This is a genomic window from Limosilactobacillus sp., from assembly GCF_040772465.1.
Lineage (GTDB): Bacteria > Bacillota > Bacilli > Lactobacillales > Lactobacillaceae > Limosilactobacillus.
In genome coordinates this window covers 1-22,053 of the sequence record NZ_JAXGYB010000001.1, presented here as the reverse complement: position 1 = coordinate 22,053, position 22,053 = coordinate 1, and the positions used below count along the sequence as shown (strand labels likewise).

Below are 22,053 nucleotides of genomic sequence, written 5' to 3'. Positions count from 1 at the left end.
CGTGATGATCACCTCCTAGAGGAGGAAATTATTATGACCAACGAAACTGCAACTGAAACTGAAAACCGTACCGCAACCCTCAACGACAAGCAAAATGAATTTGCCCAAGCACTCTACGATGCTTACCGGACAAAAAAGCCACTCAAGATGAGTGACTGGGACGGGGTCGTCACCGATGATGACACGGCCTACGCCGTTCAGGACAAATTCGTGGAACTAAAAGGCCTGCCGACTGGTGGCTACAAGGTTTCATTGACCAGCAAGCAAACCCAAGACATGTTTGATTCAGACAGTCCCCTGTACGGCCAACAAGTGGATTCCCACTTCCTACCATCCCCGGCACTGCTCTCCCTGCAAGATAAGACCATGGCGCCGCTGCTGGAAGTGGAATTAGGTTTCCGCGCTAAGGAGGACTTGCACGCTAGTGACAGTTTGGAAGACCTGCTTCACAAAACCACTGTCTGTGGCACCGTGGAGTTGCCAGATAGTCGCTTCGCTGACTGGTTCCCAGATTTAAGCAAGTACAACGTTATGAGCGACTGTGCTGTCGGTGGCTTCGTCGTTTACGGCGATGAACGGCCAACTGATGAGGCCTTTCAGAATGTTGATGATGCGGCTACGGTGAACGTGACCCTCTACCATGATGGCAAGGAAGAATCTAACGGTAAGTCGAGTGAAGTTCTCGGCAACCCGCTGAAGTCACTGCAGTGGCTGGTAGGGAAACTGGAAGATCAGGGCAAGACCTTTAAGGCCGGACAGCTAGTTTCTTCTGGGACGTTCCTGCTGCCGCCACACTTAACTGAAGGCAAGTGGGAAGCTAAGTTTGACCACGGCTTTGGTGACGTCAGTGTTGAAGTTCGCAAATAAGGCATTGATTGAGAATACGATGAATTAATTTCACTCAGGTTGAGAAAGGGGATTACGCTTATGAGAAAAGTTGCAGTTGTAGGAATGGGTCACGTTGGTGCTACGGTTGCTCATTACTTAGTTTCAGGTGGTTTTACTGACGAATTAGCTTTGTTTGATACAAACGAGGCCAAGGTCAATGCGGATGCACTGGACTTGCGGGATGCAATGGCCAATCTGCCGTTCCATACGGTACTGACGGTTAATGATTGGTCCCAAGTGCGTGATTGTGATGTGGTCGTATCAACACTGGGGAAGTCAAAGCTGGTTGATACACCAGACCACGATCGCTTCGCTGAATTTAAGTTTACCCGGACCCAAGTTCCGTTGGTTGCCAAAAAATTGGTGGACAATGGTTTCCACGGAATGTTAGTCGACGTAACAAATCCTTGTGACGTCATCACCTCGATGTACCAAAAGCTGACTGGTCTGCCGAAGAACCACGTGATGGGCACCGGGACGCTGCTGGATTCAGCACGGATGCGTGCTTGTGTCGGTGACGCCCTGCACGTTGACTCACGGTCAGTGGTCGGCTTCAACCTGGGTGAACATGGTAATTCTCAATTTACTGCATGGTCCACGGTTCGTGTCCTGGGCAAGCGGGTCCTCGATTTAGCCAAGGAACGTAACCTGGATTTGGCAGACTTGGAAGAACGCGCCCGTCAAGGTGGCTACATGGTTTACAAGGGCAAGAAGTACACGAACTACGGTGTTGCCACCGCAGCTGTTCGTCTGACCAATGCCCTGCTCAGTGACGCCCGTACAGAAATGCCGGTTTCTAACTACCGGGAGGAGTACGGCACTTATCTTTCATACCCGGCGGTTGTCGGTCGTGACGGGGTCATGGAACAGTTACACCTTGATCTGACTGACGAAGAAGAAAAGAAGTTGGTCACTTCAGCTAACTACATCAAGAATCGGCTGAAGAAGGAAGAAGAGCGCGCGGCCCAAGCAGATAAAAAGAATGAAGCAGTAGGCTAAGTCATAAATTTCCTCTCAACAAAATCCTAAATCAAAGTTATACCAAAAAGGGCGTGACTAGAGTCAGAGATGGCTTTAGTCGCGCTCTTTTGTGTTAGTTGTGCTTTCTCGGGCAATCAAGGTAGACGGCAGAATAAGTTGACAAGGCAATTGACGGTGATTGATGAAACGATCGATCATTAAACGAATAGCTGCTTTACCCATTTCATTACTAGAAGCATGTACAGATGAAAGAGAGGGAACCAGGTAAGAAGCAACCTGTGAATCGTTAAAACTAACAACTGCAATGTCATCTGGAATTACTAAGTGGTGCAATTGAATAGCACGGTAAGCACCAATCGCTAATTGGTCACTTGCAAGCATGACTGCAGTGGGGTGCTTTTCATCGTTCAATAGTTCCTTCATCGCTAATTGACCTTCTTTAGCGCTCCAGTCAGTTATTAAATTACGAGGCCGTAAGTGATGAATGCTCATCCAATTTAAATATTCAGTTGTCCGAATATCTGAAACTTTGTGCTCTGTTAAACCTTTGCGATCCATTTGGTTGACTTCGCTACCGATAAAGGCAATCCGTCGGTAGCCTTGATGATACAACATGGCAAGAGTTCTACTCGTTTCGTCACGATAGTTGTTGCGTACTAAGTCAAACTTAGTAAAGTAACGATATTCATCAACAATAACAATATTATGGTTAAATTGGTAAACACTATTGAGAAAGTGTTCACAGAAAGTTCCAATGATGACTACACCGTCGAATTTTTGAACATCATGGTACTCAAATTGCTTGTTAGGAAAGCGGACAAAGGCCCCTATTTTGATATTTGACGTTGTTGCCTCTTGATGTAGCCCTTCATCAATTGAAGCAAAATAGAGATCACGTGTTTCTTGATGACTCGAAAGTGTGGTCAGTACAATGATCTCTTTATCTTTGTGGGGAATAGCTTGAATTTGTTTTCGATTGATTCGGGGATCGTAATGCAATTTTTGAACGATGTTCATTACACGTTCTCGTGTAGCTGGACGCACTGAAAAGCGTTTATCTTCGCTAAGGACTCTGGAAACAGTAGCTGGAGATACTCCTGCTTCTTTAGCAATGTCACGAATACTAGCCATTTTTTCCTCCTAATTATTACTGTTTACTATGATAACACTAAACGTTTACCAAATAGTAGTAAACGTTTCATTTGCGACCACAGCGGCATTTGTTAGGATTTGTTTCATACTTCAATACTAGAAAGCGCTTTCTGAAAGTGCTTTTTTATTTTATTCTAAAACCGTCAACAGGAGGAAGTTAGCTTATGATTACTTTTGATTCCCAACAGCAGGTTTTTAACCTGAGTAATTCTAAAATTTCATATTTATTCTCAATCGAAGAGGGCGGCCTGCTGAGCCACCTCTATTACGGACCACGAATTCGTCACTATCATGGTGAACGTCGCTACCCACGGATTGATCGTGGCTTCTCTGGTAACCTGCCTCATTCTAAGGACCGGACTTATTCCAAAGATGATTTACTGCAGGAATATTCCGGTAATAATACAGGTGACTACCGTTTACCAGCAATTACCGTTAAAGGCTCTGATGGGGCAAGATTTACAGACTTTCGCTATGATTCCTATAGGATTATCGATGGTAAGCCTGCTTTGCCCGGATTGCCATCTTCTTACGTAAAAGACAATGACGAGGCTCAGACTCTGGAAGTCAACTTGAAAGATGCCACTTTAAAGTTAACTTTGACACTTGTTTACAGCATTTATAAGGATCGCGCGGTTGTTACCCGCAATGCTCGTCTGCAGAATAATAGCAATCAACCAATTGATATTGAAAAAATTGCGTCGATGCAGCTGGATTTGACAAAACATGATTACGATCTTGTTTACTTACCTGGTCAATATGCATTGGAGCGGCAAACTCGCCGAGTTGCACTTAACCAAGGCATTTTTGAAATATCCAGTCGTCGAGATTCAAGTTCTCACCATATGAATCCATTTGCAGCTTTAGTAGATAAGGATACAGATGAATTTCACGGAAATGCCTTAGGCGTCCTGCTAGTTTATTCTGGCAATCACAAGATTTCGATTGAACGTGATCAAATCGATCAGACACGACTGATTGCCGGCATCAATGACTTTAACTTTTCTTGGCATCTTGAACCAGGGGAAAGCTTCCAAACTCCGGAAGCCATCACTGTATTTAGTACAAAAGGATTGAACGGGATGTCCCAGATTTTTCACCATTTGTTGCGTGAAAGGGTAGCTCGCGGCAAGTTCCAGTACGCGGATCGACCTATCGTTATCAACAATTGGGAAGCCACATTCTTTGATTTTAATGATCAAAAACTTGATGAAGTGGTGAAGGAAGCTAAGCCACTGGGTATCGAAATGTTTGTTTTAGATGACGGCTGGTTTGGTCACCGTAATGACGATAATTCATCACTGGGTGATTGGTTTGTCAACAAGGACAAGGTGAATCTCAAGCGTGTTGCTAAGCAGACCCACGATGCGGGGATGAAATTTGGTCTTTGGTTTGAACCAGAAATGATTTCTGTCGATTCAGACTTGTATCGTAAACACCCTGACTGGGCTTTAGCCGAACCGGGGCGTGGCAGCACTCTCTCACGAAATCAACTTGTCTTGGACTTCAGCCGACCGGAAGTCGTTGACAATATTTTCCAGCAGATGTGCAAGATTCTGGATGCCGTTTCGATCGATTACATCAAGTGGGACTGCAACCGGAATTTAACGGAAGTTTATTCACAAGCTGTCAGTCCAGATCATGAAGGTGAGATTGCTCACCGTGAAATTCTTGGTGTTTATAGTTTAATGGATCGTTTAACTAAGCGTTACCCGAACATCCTTTTTGAAGGTTGTTCCGGTGGTGGTGGCCGCTTTGATGCCGGCATTCTTTATTACATGCCACAGAGCTGGCCTTCTGACGATACGGATGCTGCCGAACGTCTGAAGATTCAGGATGGAACGTCACTAGTTTATCCAATTTCATCGATGAGTGCTCACGTTTCGGTTTCGCCTAACCAGCAAACGGGACGTAGCATTAGCTTCAAGACACGTGGGGACGTTGCCATGGCAGGTGTGTTTGGTTATGAATTGGATTTAGCCAAGTTAACAGATGACGAAAAGCAGCAGGTGAAGAAACAGATTGCTTTTTATAAACAGCACCGTCATCTGATTCAGTATGGCGATTTCTACCGTTTGGAAAGCCCGTTTACGTCTAACACCGTGGCTTGGGAATTCGTTAGTCCCGACAAGTCCGAAGCTTTGCTCTTTATGTTCCGTCAGCAACATACCAATCGGATGGAAATCGTCAATACAAAGATGGTCGCATTAGATCCACAACGTGATTATAGTGACATGACAAGTGATCAGGTATTTGGCGGCGATGAATTAATGAATGTTGGCCTTTACCGTGATCCAAAGCATGTTGGTGATTACTTATCAGAAGTCCATTACTTTAAGGAAGTCTAGGAGTGGTAATGATGAATAAATGGAAAAACACAATTTCATATGGATTAGGTGCCTTTGGTCATGATGCCTTCTATGGGATTCTTAATAGTTATTTGTTGATGTTTGTTACTAGCATAATGTTTGCTCAAGGGAGTCATCATTATGTGACGCGAATGGTAGCTGCCGTAACGATGATTTTAATGGTTATTCGGATTATTGAATTAATTCTGGATCCCTTTATTGGTTCTTTGATTGATAAAACGGACTCCAAATGGGGTAAATACCGTCCATGGATCTTCGGAACAGGTTTGATTATTGGTATTTGCAGTCCCTTCCTCTTTACCACAATGGGCGGAATGTCAACCAGCAATGGTGGCTTATTCTTAGTCCTCTTTACGATTATGTTCTTGGTACTTTATTTAGTTTACGCCTTTAAGGACATTTCTTTTTGGGGCCTGTTGCCATCAATGTCGTTGAATTCTGATGATCGTGGGTTTACTGCTACTGGTGCCCGGATCGGTTCAACCTTAGGTGCTAACTTCATCACCGTTGTTTATGCTGCATTGGTAACATTTTTCTCTGGTTCCAAGCACTTTACAGAACACGGCTGGTTTATGTTTGTTCTGGTTGTCGGTTTAATCGAATTAGTTGGTGCATGCTTCACAGCTTTTGGTACAAAGGAAAAGAAATCAGTTGTTACCGCAAAGAATGCAGAAAAGACAACCTTTAAACAGGTCTTTAAGACTTTGGTTAGCAACGACCAGCTCTTATGGATGTCACTTTCATACATCATTTACTGCCTTGGCATTACTACGATGAACAACTTGCTGATTTACTACTTCCGTTATGTTTTGAATGCTCAGTCAAGCTGGGCTTTGATCGGTTGGGTCGGAATTGCTACTGGATTGATTTCTATTATTTCTTACCCAACCCTTGCCAAATACTTCGGTCGTCGCAAGATTATGGTTGGTGCCTTCTGTGTTGAATTGATTGCTTTCCTGATCTTCTCATTCACCCAAAGTGTTGCAATGACCTTATTTGCTCAAGTTCTTTACACTTTGGCCAATCCGTTAGTCTTCATGGTACTTATCCTAACGATTGCCGACTGTGTGGAATACGGTCAATGGAAGACGGGACACCGTTCAGAAGCTGCTACCTCTGCTGTTCGACCAATGCTGGATAAGTTTAGTGGTGCTGTTTCCACAGGCTTGATCGGAATTATTGCCGGAATGGCTGGTATGACGGGCAATGCCACTGCTGCTTCCATATCGACACATGATGTTCTGATCTTCAAGACATTCTGCTTCTACATTCCATTCTTCTGCATCTTAATCGGAATGATCATCTTCATCGCCAAGGTTAAGCTAGATGAAAAGATGCACAAAGATATTGTCGAAAAATTGGCTAAGGATATTAAGTCAGACGAAAAATAGTAGCTTAGAGATATGAGATAGAGGGTTACTCTAATGTTTAAAGAGCGTAATTGGATTCGAGCATTAGGTGTTTTATCATCAGTTGTTTGTGTATTGATGTATGTTTCATACATTCCACAATTAATTAACAATTTGCACGGCAATTACGGTACACCGATTCAGCCATTTTTCGCAGGTGTAAACTGCACAATGTGGGCAGTATATGCATTCTTTAAACGAGATCGCGACTGGGCTGTGTTCTTTGCGAATGTACCAGGTATATTTTTTGGATTTGCTACTTTTATAACGGCATTACACTAACGAAAAAATCCCTGTAATTGTTAGAAGATTGATCTAACAACTGCAAGGGATTTTTTGTATTAAAGCGTCTGATTAGAACGGCAAATGAATCTCCGGTGCCTTCGAGTAATCCATCTTACTCATCGTTTCGCTCCAGTCCGGCCGCTTCGTCTTCATATCAAAGATTTCTTTAAGTCCTGGCGTCATCTTGGCACGATCTTCTTGGCGCTTGGACATCTTGGTGGTCGTGATCCGGCCAGAGATGATCTTCTTTGCAAAGTGGGGATCGATGATTTGGGCCCGGCCCGCAGCGACGAAGTCTGATAACTTCATGGCTTCGCGGGCAGAAGTACGGTTGTTGACGTTGCCGACGATGATCATCTTAGCTTTGTCACCCAGGGCAGGACGGAAGAGCTCGGCAAAGGTCTTGTCGCTGTCCTTTGGCTTGTCGTTGTAGTTGGCCATCGACAGGTGGATGTAGTCGAAGTCAAAATTATCAGTCAACTCTTTGACTAGCTTAGTGGATTCGTGCCATGTGTAGCCGACACTGCCGTCTGAATTGATTTCTTCGGGACTGATCCGGTAGCCGATGATGAAGTCCTTTGGCGCGCATTCTTTCAGTACACGAAAGACTTCCTTAACGACGGCCATCGGGAAGGAGTCACCAACACTCCATTTGTCGCTCCGCTTATTCGTCGTCTTGGCGAAGAATTGTTGGAGCAGGTAGTGGTTGGCACCGTGAATTTCGATGCCATCAAAGCCGGCTTCGACCGCCCGTTTTGCAGCAGCACCGAAATCCTTGACGACCTGTTCTGCTTCTTCCGTCGTAAATCCTTGCACGCCGTACGGCAAGAAATCGTAGTTAGCGGTCGTTGGGCCGTAAACAGTTTGCCCATTGTATGCCCGGTAGTTGGCGTTGTTGCCGGTGTGAGCAATCTGCAGGATGGCCTTGTTGCCGTGAGACTTCATAGCTGTGGCCAGTTTCTTGAGGCCTGGCAAAAATTTGTCATCGTAAGAAGCCAGCTGGGTGCGGTCATCCGCCCAGGTCATCGCCGGACCACCATTTTCACTGACGTAGGTGTATTCGGTGATGATCATGCCAGCAGAATCGGAACGTTCCTTATAATAGGCCAGCGTGTCATCAGAGACAGCGCCCTTCAGACCACTATTGGTGAGCATCGGTGGCTGAACCATCCGGTTAGCAACTTTAGCACCATGATAAAAAGTCACAGTATCGCTTAATTTTTTTGCCATTAAAAATCCTTCCTCTCTCATTCGGATAGTAACAAAATTAATTATAGCACGCTGACCTTTAAATAGGTGAGCCTTAGACATTAACCGCAAATTGTACCATTTTGAGGCGGTTAAAAGCATTTACATATGGTGAAATGGCGCAAATGACCTAGATTTGGGTCACTATGGGCAACGATAAAAAGCTGATTGAAATTGTAAAACGAGGGTTGACAAAGCAAATGATGTTTTGTATCATCATGGCAACAATTAAAAAACAGTTAGAGCACGATGAAAAGATGAGTAGTTCAGCTCCGCTCCTCTAGAGAGTTGCCGGTCGGTGTGAGGCAGTGCAGCGTCTGAATGAAGATGGTCTGGTAGTGCAGTAGTGGCGAGGGTTTGCTAAACCACTGCCGAATTGGTACCCCGTTACCCGTACTGAGTCCTGGCAAGACATCAGTTTTGCCGTGACTTGCCGAGGTTGTTCCTGCGAAGGGATGACGAATTGAGGTGGCACCACGGGTAAAAGCTCGTCCTTGAATTAGATTTTTCTAATCAAGGGCGGGCTTTTTTCTTGTTCTTGATGAGAACGATGAATGAAATGATAACTGAGATAATACTAGACAGCAGAGGAGGTTCAGTGATGAGTACGATAACGGTGGCGGTTGGTCAAATTGACATTGACTTGGCTCATCCGGATACGAATTTTGCGACGGTTCACGATTATACCGTCAGGGCAGCCCAAGCTGGAGCTGACGTGGTGGTTTTTCCGGAAATGTGGAATACCGGCTACGCTTTGAAACAGCTGAATCAGCTGGCAGATCAGGATGGCCAGCGGACGATCAAACAGCTACAAACCGATGCGAAGGAACAAGGAATCAACATCGTCGGTGGTTCAGTCGCTACAGCGCGTGACGGCAAGTTCTACAACACGACTTACGTGGTTGACGACCAAGGTCAACTGGTTGGTTCATACGACAAAGTTCACCTCTTTGGTTTGATGGATGAGGGCCAATACATTACGGCCGGCAGTCACGAAAACGCCTTTGACTTAGCAGGAGTACCAAGTGCCAGTGCCATCTGCTACGACGTTCGTTTTCCAGAATGGCTGCGCACCATTTCTCGTCATGGAGCCCAGGTTCTCTATCTGCCGGCTGAATGGCCTGATGTCCGGATTCCTCAATGGGAGGCGCTGGTGCGAGCACGCGCCATTGAAAACCAGCAGTTCGTTGTTGCCGTCAACCGGGTCGGTCACGATGATGGCAACCAATTTAACGGTCATTCGCTGGTTGTTGATCCGCTCGGCAACGTCCTGGTTAATGCCGGTGAGCAGGCAAATCTGACTTTTGCCAAGCTGGACCTCGATCAGGCGTTGAAGGTGCGGGGACCAATCCCAGTATTCAAGGATCGTCGGCCATCGTTATATAAGTAAATAAAAATCTAGGAAGGGAAGAATTGAAGATGAAGTTTGAAGAATCGAAGTTATTACACGGTCTACCAAAACAGTTTTTTGCTAACTTAGTTGCAAAAGTCAATGCCAAGGTTGATGAGGGCGTTGACGTCATTAACCTGGGACAAGGGAACCCGGACAAACCAACATTTGACTACATCGTTAAGAGTGCCCAGAAGTGGGTGGCTGATCCGGCTATGCACAAGTACTCTCAGTTCCGTGGCCTTCATGCTTTCAAACAGGCTGCAGCTGACTTCTACAAGGACAAGTATGGTGCCAGCTTCGACCCCGAGAAGGAAGTATGTGTCCTGGGTGGATCAAAGATTGGCCTTGTTGAGTTACCGTGGGCGCTGATGAACCCGGGTGACACGTTACTCTTGACCGACCCAGGTTATCCGGATTACTTATCTGGTGCTGCACTGGGTGAAGTGAAATTAGAAACTGTGCCGTTGCTGGCTAAAAATAACTTTCTTCCTGACCTGGATGCCATTCCGGAGGAGGTCGCTAAGCGCGCGAAGTTCTTCTATGTTAACTATCCAAACAACCCGACTGGTGCCGTAGCAACTGCCGACTTCTACGAGAAGTTAGTGGCTTGGGCTAAGAAATACCATGTGGGCATCATCAGCGATTTGGCTTACGGGGCCATTGGCTATGACGGTAAGCAATGCCTGAGCTTCATGCAGACACCAGGTGCCAAGGATGTTGGGATCGAATTCTACACCTTCTCCAAGACCTTCAACATGGCTGGTTGGCGTCTCGCCTTTGCTGTCGGCAATCCTGACATCATTGAGGGTCTGAATTTAATCCAGGATCACCTCTTTGTCAGTGTCTTCCCAGCTATTCAGTATGCCGGAATCGATGCTTTGACAGCACCAGAACGCGACGGTGAAATCAAAAAATTAGTTGACCGTTACCAAAAGCGTCGTGACGCCTTTATCGGCGCGGCTGAAAAGATCGGCTGGCACGCCTTCGTTCCTGGCGGGACTTTCTACGCTTGGATGCCGGTTCCGAAGGGTTACACGAGTGAACAGTTTGCCGATGTTCTCTTGAACAAGGCCGGTGTGGCTGTAGCCCCTGGTAATGGCTTTGGAAAGTATGGTGAAGGCTATGTTCGCATCGGCCTGCTGATCAAGCCAGAACGGCTGGTCGAAGCGGTGCAGCGGATTGACAAGCTGCACTTGTTTGACAAAGATTAATTAACTTTGGTGAAGGATTTATAAGGAGGAAAATATAATGGCTTTATCTTACACGGTTTTAGGTGCTGGTGGCATGGGACTTCGTTTTGGAATTCTGCTGCAGGAATTGGTAGGCTCCAAGGTTGACTTTGTGGATAACTGGGATCCGCAAGTCGAGACCATTAAGAAGCAAGGCGGTGTTTACGTTTCCCGGGACCACGAAAATAAGCACCTGGTTCCCGTTAACATTTATTCACCGGAAGAATACAAGGGTGATCCTGACGTCTTTATCGTCTTTGCCAAGCAAATGACTTTGGACGATCTGTTGAAGCGTTCTGCTCACTTTTTCCATCCAGAACACCAATACGTCTTCACGGGAATGAACGGGATGGGCCACATCGAAAAGATCAATAAGTACTTCAAGCCAGAACACGTGATCGCCGGCACTTGCCTGATCGGTACTGTTTTGAACAAGGCCGGTGATGTTGACTTCATCGGCAAGTCAGGAGCTGGTTCGATCAACGTGGCTAACCAGACGGAAAAACCGGATGACGTCACGAAACAAATTCTGGCAGAATTCACGAAGGCCAACATCAACCCCCACTACAACAACAACTTTCTCGGTACTCTTTGGACCAAGCTGGTCTTCAATTCCGTTATCAACACCTTATGCACGATGTTTGAAATTCAAATGGGCCAGTTTATCGACTACAAAGGTTCCGAACGACTTGGCAAACAGCTGATCAACGAAGCCTTTGACGTTGCAGAACGTGCTGGGATTAAGTTACTGTCCACTCGTGAAGAGGAATGGAATACTATCCACTATGTCAGCTCGGTTACGAACCCACTTCACTACCCATCGATGTACCAAGATATGACTAAGGACCGGAATACCGAAGTTGATTACATCAATGGCTACATTTATGATACAGGGAAGAAGTACGATTACGAAGCTAAGACGCACGATTTCCTTCGTGGGCTGGTTCATTTGGCAGAAAATACGCGGAAGTTCCGTTAGAATTGATACAGAGTGATCATATTATTGATCAAATGAACATATATTAGAAAAAGAGGCTGGAATTTTTCAGCCTCTTTTTTTGCTTATTGAATGAGAGTTAAGCTAACTTTACACTCATTTTAATGCCACCGGTTAAGCTTTCGTGAACGGTGCAAACACGCAGGGTGTTTTCTAACAAATCTTGCTTTTGGTCTACGCTTAAATTGCCGATGAAATCAACGGTTGTGTCGATCGAAGTAACAGCTGTTCTACCACCACCGAGGTTGTCAACAACGCCGGTAGAGGTAACTTTAACGTCTTGAAGATCGATATTGTGCTTTTTAGCTAATGCTTTAGCAGAGATGGTTAGGCAGCCATTAAGAGCGCCAATTAAGTATTGGACTGGGTTAGGGCCAGCATCAGTGCCGGCGGGCGTCGGCTCGTCAGCTATGTATTGGTGCTGTCCTGCCTTGATCATGACTTGATAGCCTGCAGGTCGCATGTTAGAAGTAACTTTATATTCGCTCATTGCAAATGCCTCCTTTTATTTCTACATTTATTATACTAGAATGATTGTATAGAAATAAATCGTTTTAGCTTTCTTGATCGGTAGATAAATTAGACTAGCTAAAACTGTGTTTAATGGCGTAAGGACTGATGCGCCATAGGGGGTATAAAAATGGAATATACCACATTAAATAATGGGATTAAGATCCCGTTAGTTGGTTTTGGTGTGTACCAAATTCCTACAAGCAAGACGGTAAAAGCCGTCATGACAGCGCTGGATAACGGATACCGGATGATTGATACTGCGGATTATTATCATAATGAAAAAGAAGTCGGTGAAGCAGTGGCCAAGAGCGATGTTCCACGTGACCAAGTCTTTATTACGAGTAAGATTCAACCAGCTCCGGATTATGATACGGCGATGAAGGAAATTGATGAATCAGTATCACGAATTGGGGATTATGTAGATTTGATGCTGATTCACTGGCCAGGTCCGGCTAATGTTGAAAATTACCGGGCACTGGAAGATGCTCAAAAGGCTGGCAAGCTGCGGTCGATTGGCTTGAGTTCATTTTATGGGAAAGAATATCAAGAAATCTTGGATAAGTGCGATGTCACACCGGTGATTGATCAAAATGAAACGCATATTTTTCGCCAGCAACGTGACTTCCACGAACAACTAGAAAATGACGGGGTGAAGTTGGAAGCCTGGTCACCACTGGTTGAGGGAATTCATGACGTCTTTGAAACGCCAACGTTAAAGCAGATAGCAGAGAAGCACCACACAACGACACCACAGGTAATGCTGCGTTGCTTAGTTCAACGGGGCATTATTGTGTTACCGCGGAGCGAGAATCCATCTCATATTGCTGATGACATTGATCTATTCGGCTTTGAATTAGATATCGATGACATGATGGAGATCCGAAAGCTGGACCAAGAACAGTCATACTTTGATAACTTCTTCTAACTATTTATATAATGATAAGAGCGCCTGCTCTCCGTAATTGGGGAGAGGGCGCTTTTTTCATTATCAAACGATGCCAAAATGTATCTCATTATTGGAATAATGGGCATTATTTAGCCTTAAAGCCTGCTTTTTTGCAGCTAAATATCATTTATTTTGGCAAATATTTTATCATTTGAAAAGCTAATAAACGTTGATATAGCGGGAACCACGAGAATTAAGCCCACAAAACAGCCAAAAAAACACCCATAAATTTGGCCTTACCCCTGTACATTTATCTAATTAGTGATAAACTAATAAGTGAATTGAGATATATAAATTATTAATTGTTATTTATCTGGGGGACTTAAAAATGACTAAATTTAATTATCAAATGAAAATGGAAACTGTTAAGAAAGCTATGAAGGGTGCAGCTGTTGTATTGATGGGAAGCTTTACTTTAGCTGCTACGGTAACGACTGCTAATGCTGATACTACTTCAGCACAGCCACAAATGGTGCGTAACATTCCAGCTTCACCGGTTTCCGAAACTGAAATCAACGTTGAACCAACTACTACTGAACCAGTTAAGAATGTTCCGGCTTCACCTGTTTCTGAAACTCAGGTAAATGTTCGTCCTGCTTCTGCTTCAGCCAATGTTCAGAGTAATGGTGCTACTCAATCTAACTCAGTTGCAAATCAAAATGGTGCTTCACAAGTAAACAGTAAGGCTGTTACATCAGCTAATGACAACCAAGTAGCTGATGCACAAACTACTACCAACAAGGCAGCAGCTGCTACTAGTGCAAAGGCCAGCGTTGCTACTAATACTAATGTTTCCGCAACTAAGGCTGTTGCCCCAATGGCACAAGCTACTGCCAACAAGGCTGCTGCTCAATCAGCTGTTGAATTAAATGTTCAGCCAGCAGCTTTCAACCAATCACAAAATCAACAAGTAAGTCGTAACGACAATGTTAAGGCCTCAACCAACCATGATGCTGCTAAGAAGGCACAGCCAGTTGCAGCAATGAGCTTTGGTTTCCTTGGCCTTGCAGGTTTAGGCATGATCTTAGCAAAGGCTAAGAAGGAATTCTAATCTATTCCAATTGAACCCAGGTAAAATGATAATTAGACCGCATCAGTGATGGTGCGGTTTTTCTTTTGCTATAATTTATATACATATAATAGGAGGATCGATTCCATGAAAGAACAAGAACTGACAATTAAACGTGATGGAATCAAACTAGCGGCCATTTTGGATTCACCAACTGACCGCCCTTTTGACTTGGTCATCATGATGCATGGCTTCACCAGTGATCTTGGTTACTCGGCCATCTCGCTATTCTATCAATTGGCCGCTAAACTTAACCAGGAAGGGTTGGCTACCCTGCGTTTTGACTTCAACGGTCACGGCAAGAGCGATGGTGATTTGAGTCAGATGACGGTTTGGAACGAAATTGCTGATGCCAAAGCAGTCCTAAATTATGCTTGCCACTTGCCAAATGTACGCCATATCTTTTTGTTGGGCCATTCCCAGGGTGGGGTGGTTGCAAGCATGTTAGCTGGTTTTTATCCCGACCTCGTCGATGGCTTAGCGCTGATGTCTCCAGCGGCAACACTAAAGGATGATGCTTTAAAGGGACAGTGCCAGGGAACGAGTTATGATCCCCACCATATTCCAGAGACTGTCCGGGTAGCAGGGTACGATATCGGTGGCTTTTACTTTAGAACTGCTCAGCAGCTGCCTATTTATGAGACGGCTGCTCATTTCCAGGGGCCAGTTTGTTTGATCCACGGCCTTGCCGACACCGTTGTTGATCCGGAAGCAAGTCGCCGCTATGATGCTATTTATGACAACGACCAGCTACACCTGTTGCCAGGCTGTGATCACTCTTACCTGGTATTGCCAAAGCGCAAAGAAGCCGTGCGATTGCTGGCGGATTTCTTCAAGAAACTGGCAGTTTGACAGTAAGACAAACGTTTGTTACCATGATGACAATCAAAGAGGGGCTGGGGCGCCACAGCTGTGGCTGAGATACTACCCATGGAACCTGATCTGGTTAATACCAGCGAAGGGAGCTTCCAACTGGATTTGAAATATCAAGCCAGTGTACTTTTTTGGTGCACTGGTTTTTCTTTTCCGGTCTCTCTAATAATTTGAGAGGAGTTTTTCATTATGCAAACTGTTAATCATAATGAACATCATTTTTCGTTGCGCGACGTCATTTTTCTAGCAATTATTGCCATCTTCTTTGGCTTGATTTATCAAGGTTGGAGTTACGTTTATTATTTGCTGGCTGCAACCCCACTGAAGCCCTTTGCCAATGACATGACGCTGGGCGTTTGGATTATGGCGGGACCACTGGCAGGTGTTTTACTGAAACGACCAGGCATTTCGACCATTGGCGAAATTTTGGCGGCGGCGGTGGAAATGCTACTGTTCTCCAGCTGGGGCGCTGCTGACTTATTGAGTGGCTTTGTTCAGGGTGTTGGCAGTGACCTCGGTTTTGCCACGACTGGTTACAAGAATTGGTCCAAGCTTGGTTTATTCTGGGCAACGCTGTGGACCACCGTCATTACTTTTATCTGGGACTGGTTCAAGAGTGGCTACAGCAAGTATTCTTTGGGGATGAACTGTGGCCTCTTTATCATTCGCTTTATCTCAATTGGCTTCTTCGCCGGCATTTTAGTTTACTGGATCGCTAAATTGGTCCAGAAGTCTGGATTGATGAAATGATGACATCACTAATAGCTAAGCAGCTGTCGTTCCAATATGACGACCAAGTGATTTTTCGGCAGCTTGATTTTACCGTGCCGATGGGCGAATTCACCTTATTGACGGGGCCATCCGGTAGCGGTAAATCATCTTTATTGAAATTATTGGCTGGTCTTTATCCCCAATACGGTGGGCAGGTGACATCTGGTCAGGTCTTGCTGAACGGTCAGGATGCGGCAGAAATCGTTCCTTTTCAGCGAGCTACGAAAGTTGCCATGTTATTTCAACATCCGGCCCGGCAGTTTGCTATGCGGACGGTCAACCAACAGATTGATTTTGCCTTAGCTAATCTCCAACTACCAAGTGAGGAAATTGCCCATCGACGTCAAACCGTGTTGTCGGAGATGGTCCTTCAAGATTTTGGCTCTCGTATTGTGATGACACTATCTGGTGGCGAGCAACAACGAGTTGCCTTGGCCAGCGTATTAGCGATGGATAGTGAAATTATTTTGCTTGACGAGCCCTTTGCCAACGTCGATGTCGATGGCCGACGAGCTTTGCTGCGGGCACTAAAGAAAATGCAACAAAATGGCAAAACCATTCTTCTCGCTGATCATGACCCAACCGGCTACCGGGGCATCGCAACCCGGCTGTTTCGGGTTGACCCAGGAAAAAAGACGGTTCAGGCTAGTGATTTAGATGAATTACCTGCAGGTCAGGAACCAGTAACACCGGTTGCAGCACCCAAACATTTGACAACTGGACGTTTATCATGGCAAGGACTCGGTTATGGCAATGGGAATCGTCAATTGGTTACAGAGAGCTCTTTTAGTTTACCGGCTGGTAAGATGGGGCTCTTGTCTGGGAAAAATGGTGCTGGAAAGTCGACACTATTTAATGTTTTATCCCAGCAGCATTCTTATGTTGGCCAAATTGATTTTGATCAGCGCCCGGCCAAACAATTTCGCCTAAAAAAATGGGCACTGCAGGTTGGCCAGGTTTTCCAAACGAGTGAAGATCAATTCATCAGCATGGAAGGTAGCACAGAATTAGCAATTTCCATGAAACATAGCCGGCAACCACAGTATTGGACAAAACAGCGAGTTGATCAGATTGTCGAACAGCTGAATTTGAGCCATGTTATTAATCACGTCTGTTATCGCTTGTCCGGGGGTCAACAGAAAAAGCTGCAATTGCTGAGCATGTTAATCATGGCCCAACCAGTTTTACTGCTGGATGAGCCCTTTGCCGGCCTGGATATTGATTCAGTAAAGCAAATTCTGGCACTGTTGCAAAATGTTAAACGTGACCTTCATACGGCTATCCTAGTCATTTCACACCAACGCTACGGGATTACTGATGCGATGGATTATGAATTGCGGTTAGAGGATCACCGGATCAAATTGATGGGGAGGGATGAGTATGCCAAAAAGTAAACACCGGATTTTTAATCCGACCATCCTTTTTATCATTATGCTGGGTATCGGCCTACCACTCAGTTTTTCCCATTCCGTTCTACTAAATGTGGTGATCATTATCGTCACGGCACTATATTTGTGTTGGGCACGTGTGAATGCCAGAACGGCACTGCTGGCCTTACTAATTGCCTTGCCGCTGGCCTTTGGTTCCTGGGCTTCTTTTATGTTCTTCGGTGTTGGCGATCGGATGCACACCGCCTGGATCTATGGTAGCCGTGTTTACGCCTACCTTTTACTAGCGATGATCCTCACGATGACGAGTTCTGTTCAGGAGATTTTACTCAGCTTGCACCACCACCTGCATCTTTCTAATACCTTTGTGTATGGTTTGCTAGCTTCATTCAACATGATGAAAAATTTGAAAGACCAGTACCGCAAGATTAAGTATTCGGCAATGCTTCGTGACTCGGCTTATCATTTTTGGCAACCGCATTTTTATTTGCGCCTCATTATCACTGCACTGAATTGGTCGAATGATCTGGCAATTGCAATGACTTCGCAAGGCTTTACCGAGGGTGCTGATCGTACTGAACTAGCAAGGGATCCATTACCAGCTTGGCAATGGATATTTGCCATCATTCTTATAATTGCTTATTGTGTAGCTGCTTTTGCTTGGCAACCGTGGTGACTGAGATCCTTGTTACGACGGGATTTGCGAGAATAGGCAGCAACCAATTATGTTAATCTAAGAATTTTTTTAGAAAAAGTGTTGACATAGATTAGAGATTTATTATAATAAACACATAATCAATTAATCGAACAGGAAACATATCGAAAAGCAGAGTAAGTATCAAAGCTTTTTAGAGAGCTTCTGGCTGGTGAAAAGAAGCAAGTGTAGGTGCTGAAAATGGGCTTGGAATGGTGCCGGCGATATTTAGCCGGTGACGGGTTAGCACACGTTATTAGTGCTAGGTAATTCTGACTTCATTGGAGTAACCTACTGAGGTCAGGTTGGCGACAACCTGACGAATAAAGGTGGTAACACGAGCACTCGTCCTTTAAATACTTAAAGGACGGGTGCTTTTTTTGTTGGCTGGTTCGGTTAATTGTTAGCAATTATTTAAATGCATAATTCAGAAAGGGAGTTATTGATATGCGGAAGAGTCGGAAGAAGAGAAATGCAATTATTTGGGCTATTGTTGTAATTTTGGTCCTCATCGTCGGTTACTTTAGTTTTATTCGTCCACGCCAGCAAAGTCAGCGAACGGTTACTGTCGGAATCATGTCAGGTGACAAACACAACGAACAGATTTGGAAGTCCGTTGCTAAGACGGCCAAGGACAAGTACCACGTTACTGTGAAGACCAAGGAGTTCACCGATTACAACCAGCCAAACAAGGCTTTGCAAAACGGTGATATTGATCTGAACGCCTTCCAACACAAGCTGTTCTTGAAGAACTGGAACCAAGCACACAAGACCAACATCGTATCTATCGGGGATACTTACATCACACCAATTCGTGTTTACTCACGGAAGTACAACAGCATTAAATCTCTGCCGAATGGCGCAACAATCGCTATTCCAAATGATGCTACCAACGAATCACGTGCTCTGATTGCTTTGAAGAATGCCGGTTTGATCACGTTGAAGAAGGGTACCAAGTTAGCTACTGCCAATTCAGTTGCCCACAACCGCAAGAACCTGAAGTTTAAGGAATTAGCTGCTGACCAAACTGCTCGTTCGCTGAAGGACGTGGATGCCGCTGTAATCAACACCAACTACGCTCAGGCTGCTGGCCTGACTGACAAGTCAGTGATCTTCGTTGAACCAATCAACCACGACTCCAAGCAATGGGTTAACATCATCGCTGCTAAGAAGAGCGAACGTAACAAGCAGGCATACAAAGACGTTGTCAAGGCTTTCCAGACAAAGCACACCCAACACCTTGTAAAGAAGTACTACGGCAACAAGGAACTGACCGCTTGGAACTTGAACTTTAATAAGTAATAGGAGGAATTTGCATGGCACAGCCAATCATCGATTTAAATAATATTAGTGTTACCTTTAAGCAAGGGAAAGAAGTCGTCCACGCGGTGCAAAACGTAAACTTGCAGATCGAGCAGGGCGACGTCTACGGGATCGTTGGTTATTCCGGTGCCGGCAAATCCACCCTTGTACGCACGATTAATCTTTTGCAAAAGCCGAGTGAAGGAACCGTCACGATTGATGGGGATGTATTTTTCAAGGATCACCAGCAACAAGTCAGCAAAAAAGATTTGCAAACGAAGCGGCGCAACATCGGCATGATTTTTCAACACTTTAACCTACTGAACGAAACTTCAGTGATCGAAAACGTGCTCTTTGCCTTAAAGCACAGCGATTTAGATGAAGATGCTCAGGAAAAGAAAGCCTTGGAATTGCTGGATTTAGTTGGACTGAAGGATAAAGCTGACTTCTATCCAGTACAACTGTCTGGTGGTGAACAGCAGCGGGTTTCCATTGCACGGGCTTTGGCCAATGATCCTAAGATTCTGATTTCAGATGAAGCGACGTCTGCTTTGGACCCGCAAAACACTAATCAGATTTTGGATCTACTGAAGAAGCTCAACCGTGAGACGGGACTGACCGTTGTCTTGATTACTCACGAAATGGACGCCGTTAAGCGGGTTGCCAACAAGATTGCCGTTATGGAACATGGTCACATCATTGAAAAAGGTAACCTTCAGGAAGTCTTCCTGCGGCCAAAGCAAGAGTTGACGCGTCAATTTGTCGGTGGCTCATTGGCTGCGGTTGATACATTGAAAGCCTTTGATCTTGACCACTTGCAAGATGACGAAGAGCTATTCCAGTTGGTTTACAACGGCAATAACGTGACCCAGTCGATTATCGTTGAGTTGTATAAGCAACTGAATGTTGAAGCAAGTATCCTTTACGGGAACGTCGAAGTGCTGAGCGAACAGCCAGTCGGGACACTCTTTGTCATTGTTAAGGGTGAAGAGAAACAACGTCAAGCCGCTGTGAAATTCTTGAATGATAACAATGTTACTGTAACGAAGATTGATGATAGGAGGATTTGGAATGAGTAATCTTTTACCAAACGTAGTCCAATTAGGTTGGGGCGGTGACAATGGTTGGGGAACTTCCATTGTTCAGACGATTTACATGACCTTTTGGCCAGCCATCTTCGGTGGCATCCTGGGTTTGATCTTCGGAGTGGCATTGGTGATCACTAAACCAGGTGGCATTTTGGAAAACAGCTTCTGGTTTAACTTATGCGACAAAGTAGTATCTATCTTCCGGGCAATTCCATTTATTATCTTGCTGGCTTTCATTGCACCACTGACACAGTTGATCGTGGGGACCCAAATTGGGACGACTGCAGCATTAGTACCGTTGACGATTGGATGCTTTGGTTTCTACGCTCGGCAGGTCCAAGTGGCACTTGAAAGTGTAGACCATGGCAAAGTTGAAGCCGCAGAAGCTATTGGTGCTACTAACTGGGATATTATTAAGAACGTCTACTTAAAGGAAGCACGTTCAGAACTGGCCCGGGTTTCTACTGTGACGTTGATTAGCTTGGTGGGTTTGACTGCTATGGCTGGTGCCATCGGTGCGGGTGGCTTAGGTAACACCGCTATTTCCTACGGCTATGACCGTTTTAACAATGATGTTACTTTAGTAGCTACTCTGTTAGTACTACTCTTTGTTCTGATTATCCAAGTGGTTGGGGACTTCTTAGCTAAGAGCCTTAATCACCAAGATCGTTAATAACAACCTTATATATAGTAGAAACAGAAAAATTAGAAGGGATATATCCGCGTAGTTAGCTCGGGTATATCCCTTCTTTTTGTTTTGCTACGGTTAGTAGCATTATGCAGCAAACGTGGATAAAAGCTAATATATCGGCAATTGATGCATGACTATGCACTAAGAAGCAACTTCATCAATGGGCATTTATAGCATGTTTAATTAACATTTATTGCACAAATAGTCTATTAAATTCATTTATAGGTGTTAAATTGAGTTAATAAGATAGTTGTCGATGAAACTACTGATAGAAGTTATTAATTTAAAACGGTTTAACCTAAAGCTGATTCTTAGCATTCACTATTTAAATTATATTTTGGATTCTTTGATATCAATGATATATCCATATAATTGTTGTATCAATTGATAAATAAACAACAATTATTCACTAATGGTTTGCATATTTAAATCGTTTTACTATCTACTTTTTAGTAAAACGTTAACAGTATTTACCTAATGTGTTCAATAGTGATGTGAGTAATAAACAGTACTAAAAAGTAATATCCCTAGAAATGCTAATATATCGCTATTTGTTAGAAAAAGAATATCGTTTGGGGTCTAGACTGCCAAAAAAATAGTACTCGCTTCAATATTTAACTAGTGATTAATCTAGTCCAATATTTTTGCCGAGATAAAAGACATGCTTATAGCAAGAAACACACTTAAACTTTTGGATAAATTATTTCAACTTTTTTTACCGCTAACCCCCGTCACATTAGCATTAGTTAGCATTACATATTTACTAA

At 44.5% G+C, this 22,053-nt stretch carries 21 protein-coding genes, 1 riboswitch and 1 other annotated feature; of the genes, 18 read left to right on the top strand and 3 right to left on the bottom strand.

Features of this window, described 5'->3' with window-relative positions; genetic code table 11:
• Positions 1–33: 33 nt before the first annotated feature.
• Together AB3114_RS00105 and AB3114_RS00100 are read left to right on the top strand one after the other, a co-directional pair.
• Positions 34–867 (top strand): 2-keto-4-pentenoate hydratase, encoded by an 834-nt coding sequence (locus tag AB3114_RS00105; RefSeq protein WP_367341234.1) that lies wholly within the window; start codon positions 34–36, stop codon positions 865–867.
• Between the two features lie 60 nt (positions 868–927).
• Complete coding sequence (locus tag AB3114_RS00100) at positions 928–1,887, top strand: L-lactate dehydrogenase (RefSeq protein ID WP_367341233.1); 960 nt, start codon at positions 928–930, stop codon at positions 1,885–1,887.
• Positions 1,888–1,962: 75 nt separating this feature from the next.
• Here AB3114_RS00100 and AB3114_RS00095 read toward each other — a convergent pair whose 3' ends face one another.
• Entirely contained in the window at positions 1,963–3,000 is a 1,038-nt protein-coding gene (locus AB3114_RS00095; RefSeq protein ID WP_367341232.1) for a LacI family DNA-binding transcriptional regulator, read from the bottom strand.
• Positions 3,001–3,185: 185 nt separating this feature from the next.
• Here AB3114_RS00095 and AB3114_RS00090 point away from each other — a divergent pair, with 185 nt between their 5' ends.
• Genes AB3114_RS00090 through AB3114_RS00080 form a run of 3 tightly spaced genes read left to right on the top strand, consistent with a single transcriptional unit; the run spans position 3,186 to position 7,081 of the window.
• Positions 3,186–5,369 carry an alpha-galactosidase gene (locus AB3114_RS00090; RefSeq protein WP_367341231.1) on the top strand — a complete coding sequence of 728 codons (2,184 nt, stop codon included), beginning with the start codon at positions 3,186–3,188 and terminating at the stop codon, positions 5,367–5,369.
• 11 nt (positions 5,370–5,380) lie between these two features.
• Positions 5,381–6,781, top strand: coding sequence for a glycoside-pentoside-hexuronide (GPH):cation symporter (locus AB3114_RS00085; protein WP_367341230.1), 1,401 nt, complete (start codon positions 5,381–5,383; stop codon positions 6,779–6,781).
• Between the two features lie 33 nt (positions 6,782–6,814).
• Entirely contained in the window at positions 6,815–7,081 is a 267-nt protein-coding gene (locus AB3114_RS00080) for a SemiSWEET family transporter (RefSeq protein ID WP_367341229.1), read from the top strand.
• Between the two features lie 72 nt (positions 7,082–7,153).
• On the opposite strand, the gene AB3114_RS00075 is transcribed toward AB3114_RS00080, so the two are convergent.
• Positions 7,154–8,314, bottom strand: a complete 1,161-nt coding sequence (locus AB3114_RS00075; RefSeq protein WP_367341228.1) for an NADH-dependent flavin oxidoreductase — start codon at positions 8,312–8,314, stop codon at positions 7,154–7,156.
• 164 nt (positions 8,315–8,478) lie between these two features.
• On the opposite strand from AB3114_RS00075, the gene AB3114_RS00070 reads away from it, so the two are divergent.
• The 4 genes from AB3114_RS00070 (at position 8,479) to AB3114_RS00055 (ending at position 11,933) form a co-directional block, all read left to right on the top strand.
• Positions 8,479–8,616, top strand: a complete 138-nt coding sequence (locus tag AB3114_RS00070) for a hypothetical protein (protein ID WP_367341227.1) — start codon at positions 8,479–8,481, stop codon at positions 8,614–8,616.
• 317 nt (positions 8,617–8,933) lie between these two features.
• Positions 8,934–9,722 (top strand): carbon-nitrogen family hydrolase, encoded by a 789-nt coding sequence (locus AB3114_RS00065; protein WP_367341226.1) that lies wholly within the window; start codon positions 8,934–8,936, stop codon positions 9,720–9,722.
• A gap of 29 nt (positions 9,723–9,751) precedes the next feature.
• The gene (locus AB3114_RS00060; protein ID WP_367341225.1) at positions 9,752–10,936 is read left to right on the top strand and encodes a pyridoxal phosphate-dependent aminotransferase; all 1,185 of its coding nucleotides are present in this window, start codon (positions 9,752–9,754) and stop codon (positions 10,934–10,936) included.
• Between the two features lie 37 nt (positions 10,937–10,973).
• The gene (locus AB3114_RS00055) at positions 10,974–11,933 is read left to right on the top strand and encodes a ketopantoate reductase family protein (protein WP_367341224.1); all 960 of its coding nucleotides are present in this window, start codon (positions 10,974–10,976) and stop codon (positions 11,931–11,933) included.
• Between the two features lie 97 nt (positions 11,934–12,030).
• On the opposite strand, the gene AB3114_RS00050 is transcribed toward AB3114_RS00055, so the two are convergent.
• Complete coding sequence (locus tag AB3114_RS00050) at positions 12,031–12,441, bottom strand: OsmC family protein (protein WP_367341223.1); 411 nt, start codon at positions 12,439–12,441, stop codon at positions 12,031–12,033.
• A 150-nt stretch (positions 12,442–12,591) separates the two neighbouring features.
• On the opposite strand from AB3114_RS00050, the gene AB3114_RS00045 reads away from it, so the two are divergent.
• The 9 genes from AB3114_RS00045 to AB3114_RS00005 all read left to right on the top strand — a co-directional run bounded on the left by AB3114_RS00045 (position 12,592) and on the right by AB3114_RS00005 (position 21,268).
• Positions 12,592–13,389: an aldo/keto reductase gene (locus AB3114_RS00045; protein WP_367341222.1), complete on the top strand. Its 798-nt coding sequence runs from the start codon at positions 12,592–12,594 to the stop codon at positions 13,387–13,389.
• A gap of 349 nt (positions 13,390–13,738) precedes the next feature.
• Positions 13,739–14,461 carry a hypothetical protein gene (locus AB3114_RS00040; RefSeq protein ID WP_367341221.1) on the top strand — a complete coding sequence of 241 codons (723 nt, stop codon included), beginning with the start codon at positions 13,739–13,741 and terminating at the stop codon, positions 14,459–14,461.
• A gap of 105 nt (positions 14,462–14,566) precedes the next feature.
• On the top strand, positions 14,567–15,331 hold the full coding sequence (locus tag AB3114_RS00035; protein ID WP_367341220.1) for an alpha/beta hydrolase: 765 nt from the start codon (positions 14,567–14,569) through the stop codon (positions 15,329–15,331).
• A 35-nt stretch (positions 15,332–15,366) separates the two neighbouring features.
• Positions 15,367–15,460: riboswitch (TPP riboswitch) on the top strand.
• 81 nt (positions 15,461–15,541) lie between these two features.
• Positions 15,542–16,102, top strand: a complete 561-nt coding sequence (locus AB3114_RS00030; protein WP_367341219.1) for an ECF transporter S component — start codon at positions 15,542–15,544, stop codon at positions 16,100–16,102.
• A complete protein-coding gene (locus tag AB3114_RS00025) occupies positions 16,102–17,517 on the top strand; it encodes an ATP-binding cassette domain-containing protein (RefSeq protein ID WP_367341218.1) in 1,416 nt (471 codons plus the stop codon). Before AB3114_RS00030 ends, AB3114_RS00025 begins: the two co-directional genes overlap by 1 nt.
• A complete protein-coding gene (locus AB3114_RS00020) occupies positions 17,504–18,187 on the top strand; it encodes an energy-coupling factor transporter transmembrane protein EcfT (RefSeq protein WP_367341217.1) in 684 nt (227 codons plus the stop codon). Before AB3114_RS00025 ends, AB3114_RS00020 begins: the two co-directional genes overlap by 14 nt.
• Positions 18,188–18,321: 134 nt before the next feature.
• Positions 18,322–18,561: a binding site (T-box leader), on the top strand.
• 91 nt (positions 18,562–18,652) lie between these two features.
• Positions 18,653–19,507, top strand: coding sequence for a MetQ/NlpA family ABC transporter substrate-binding protein (locus tag AB3114_RS00015; RefSeq protein WP_367341216.1), 855 nt, complete (start codon positions 18,653–18,655; stop codon positions 19,505–19,507).
• Positions 19,508–19,521: 14 nt separating this feature from the next.
• Positions 19,522–20,586: a methionine ABC transporter ATP-binding protein gene (locus AB3114_RS00010; protein WP_367341215.1), complete on the top strand. Its 1,065-nt coding sequence runs from the start codon at positions 19,522–19,524 to the stop codon at positions 20,584–20,586.
• Positions 20,579–21,268: a methionine ABC transporter permease gene (locus AB3114_RS00005; RefSeq protein ID WP_367341214.1), complete on the top strand. Its 690-nt coding sequence runs from the start codon at positions 20,579–20,581 to the stop codon at positions 21,266–21,268. The genes AB3114_RS00010 and AB3114_RS00005 overlap by 8 nt, the downstream gene beginning before the upstream one ends.
• Positions 21,269–22,053: the final 785 nt, after the last annotated feature.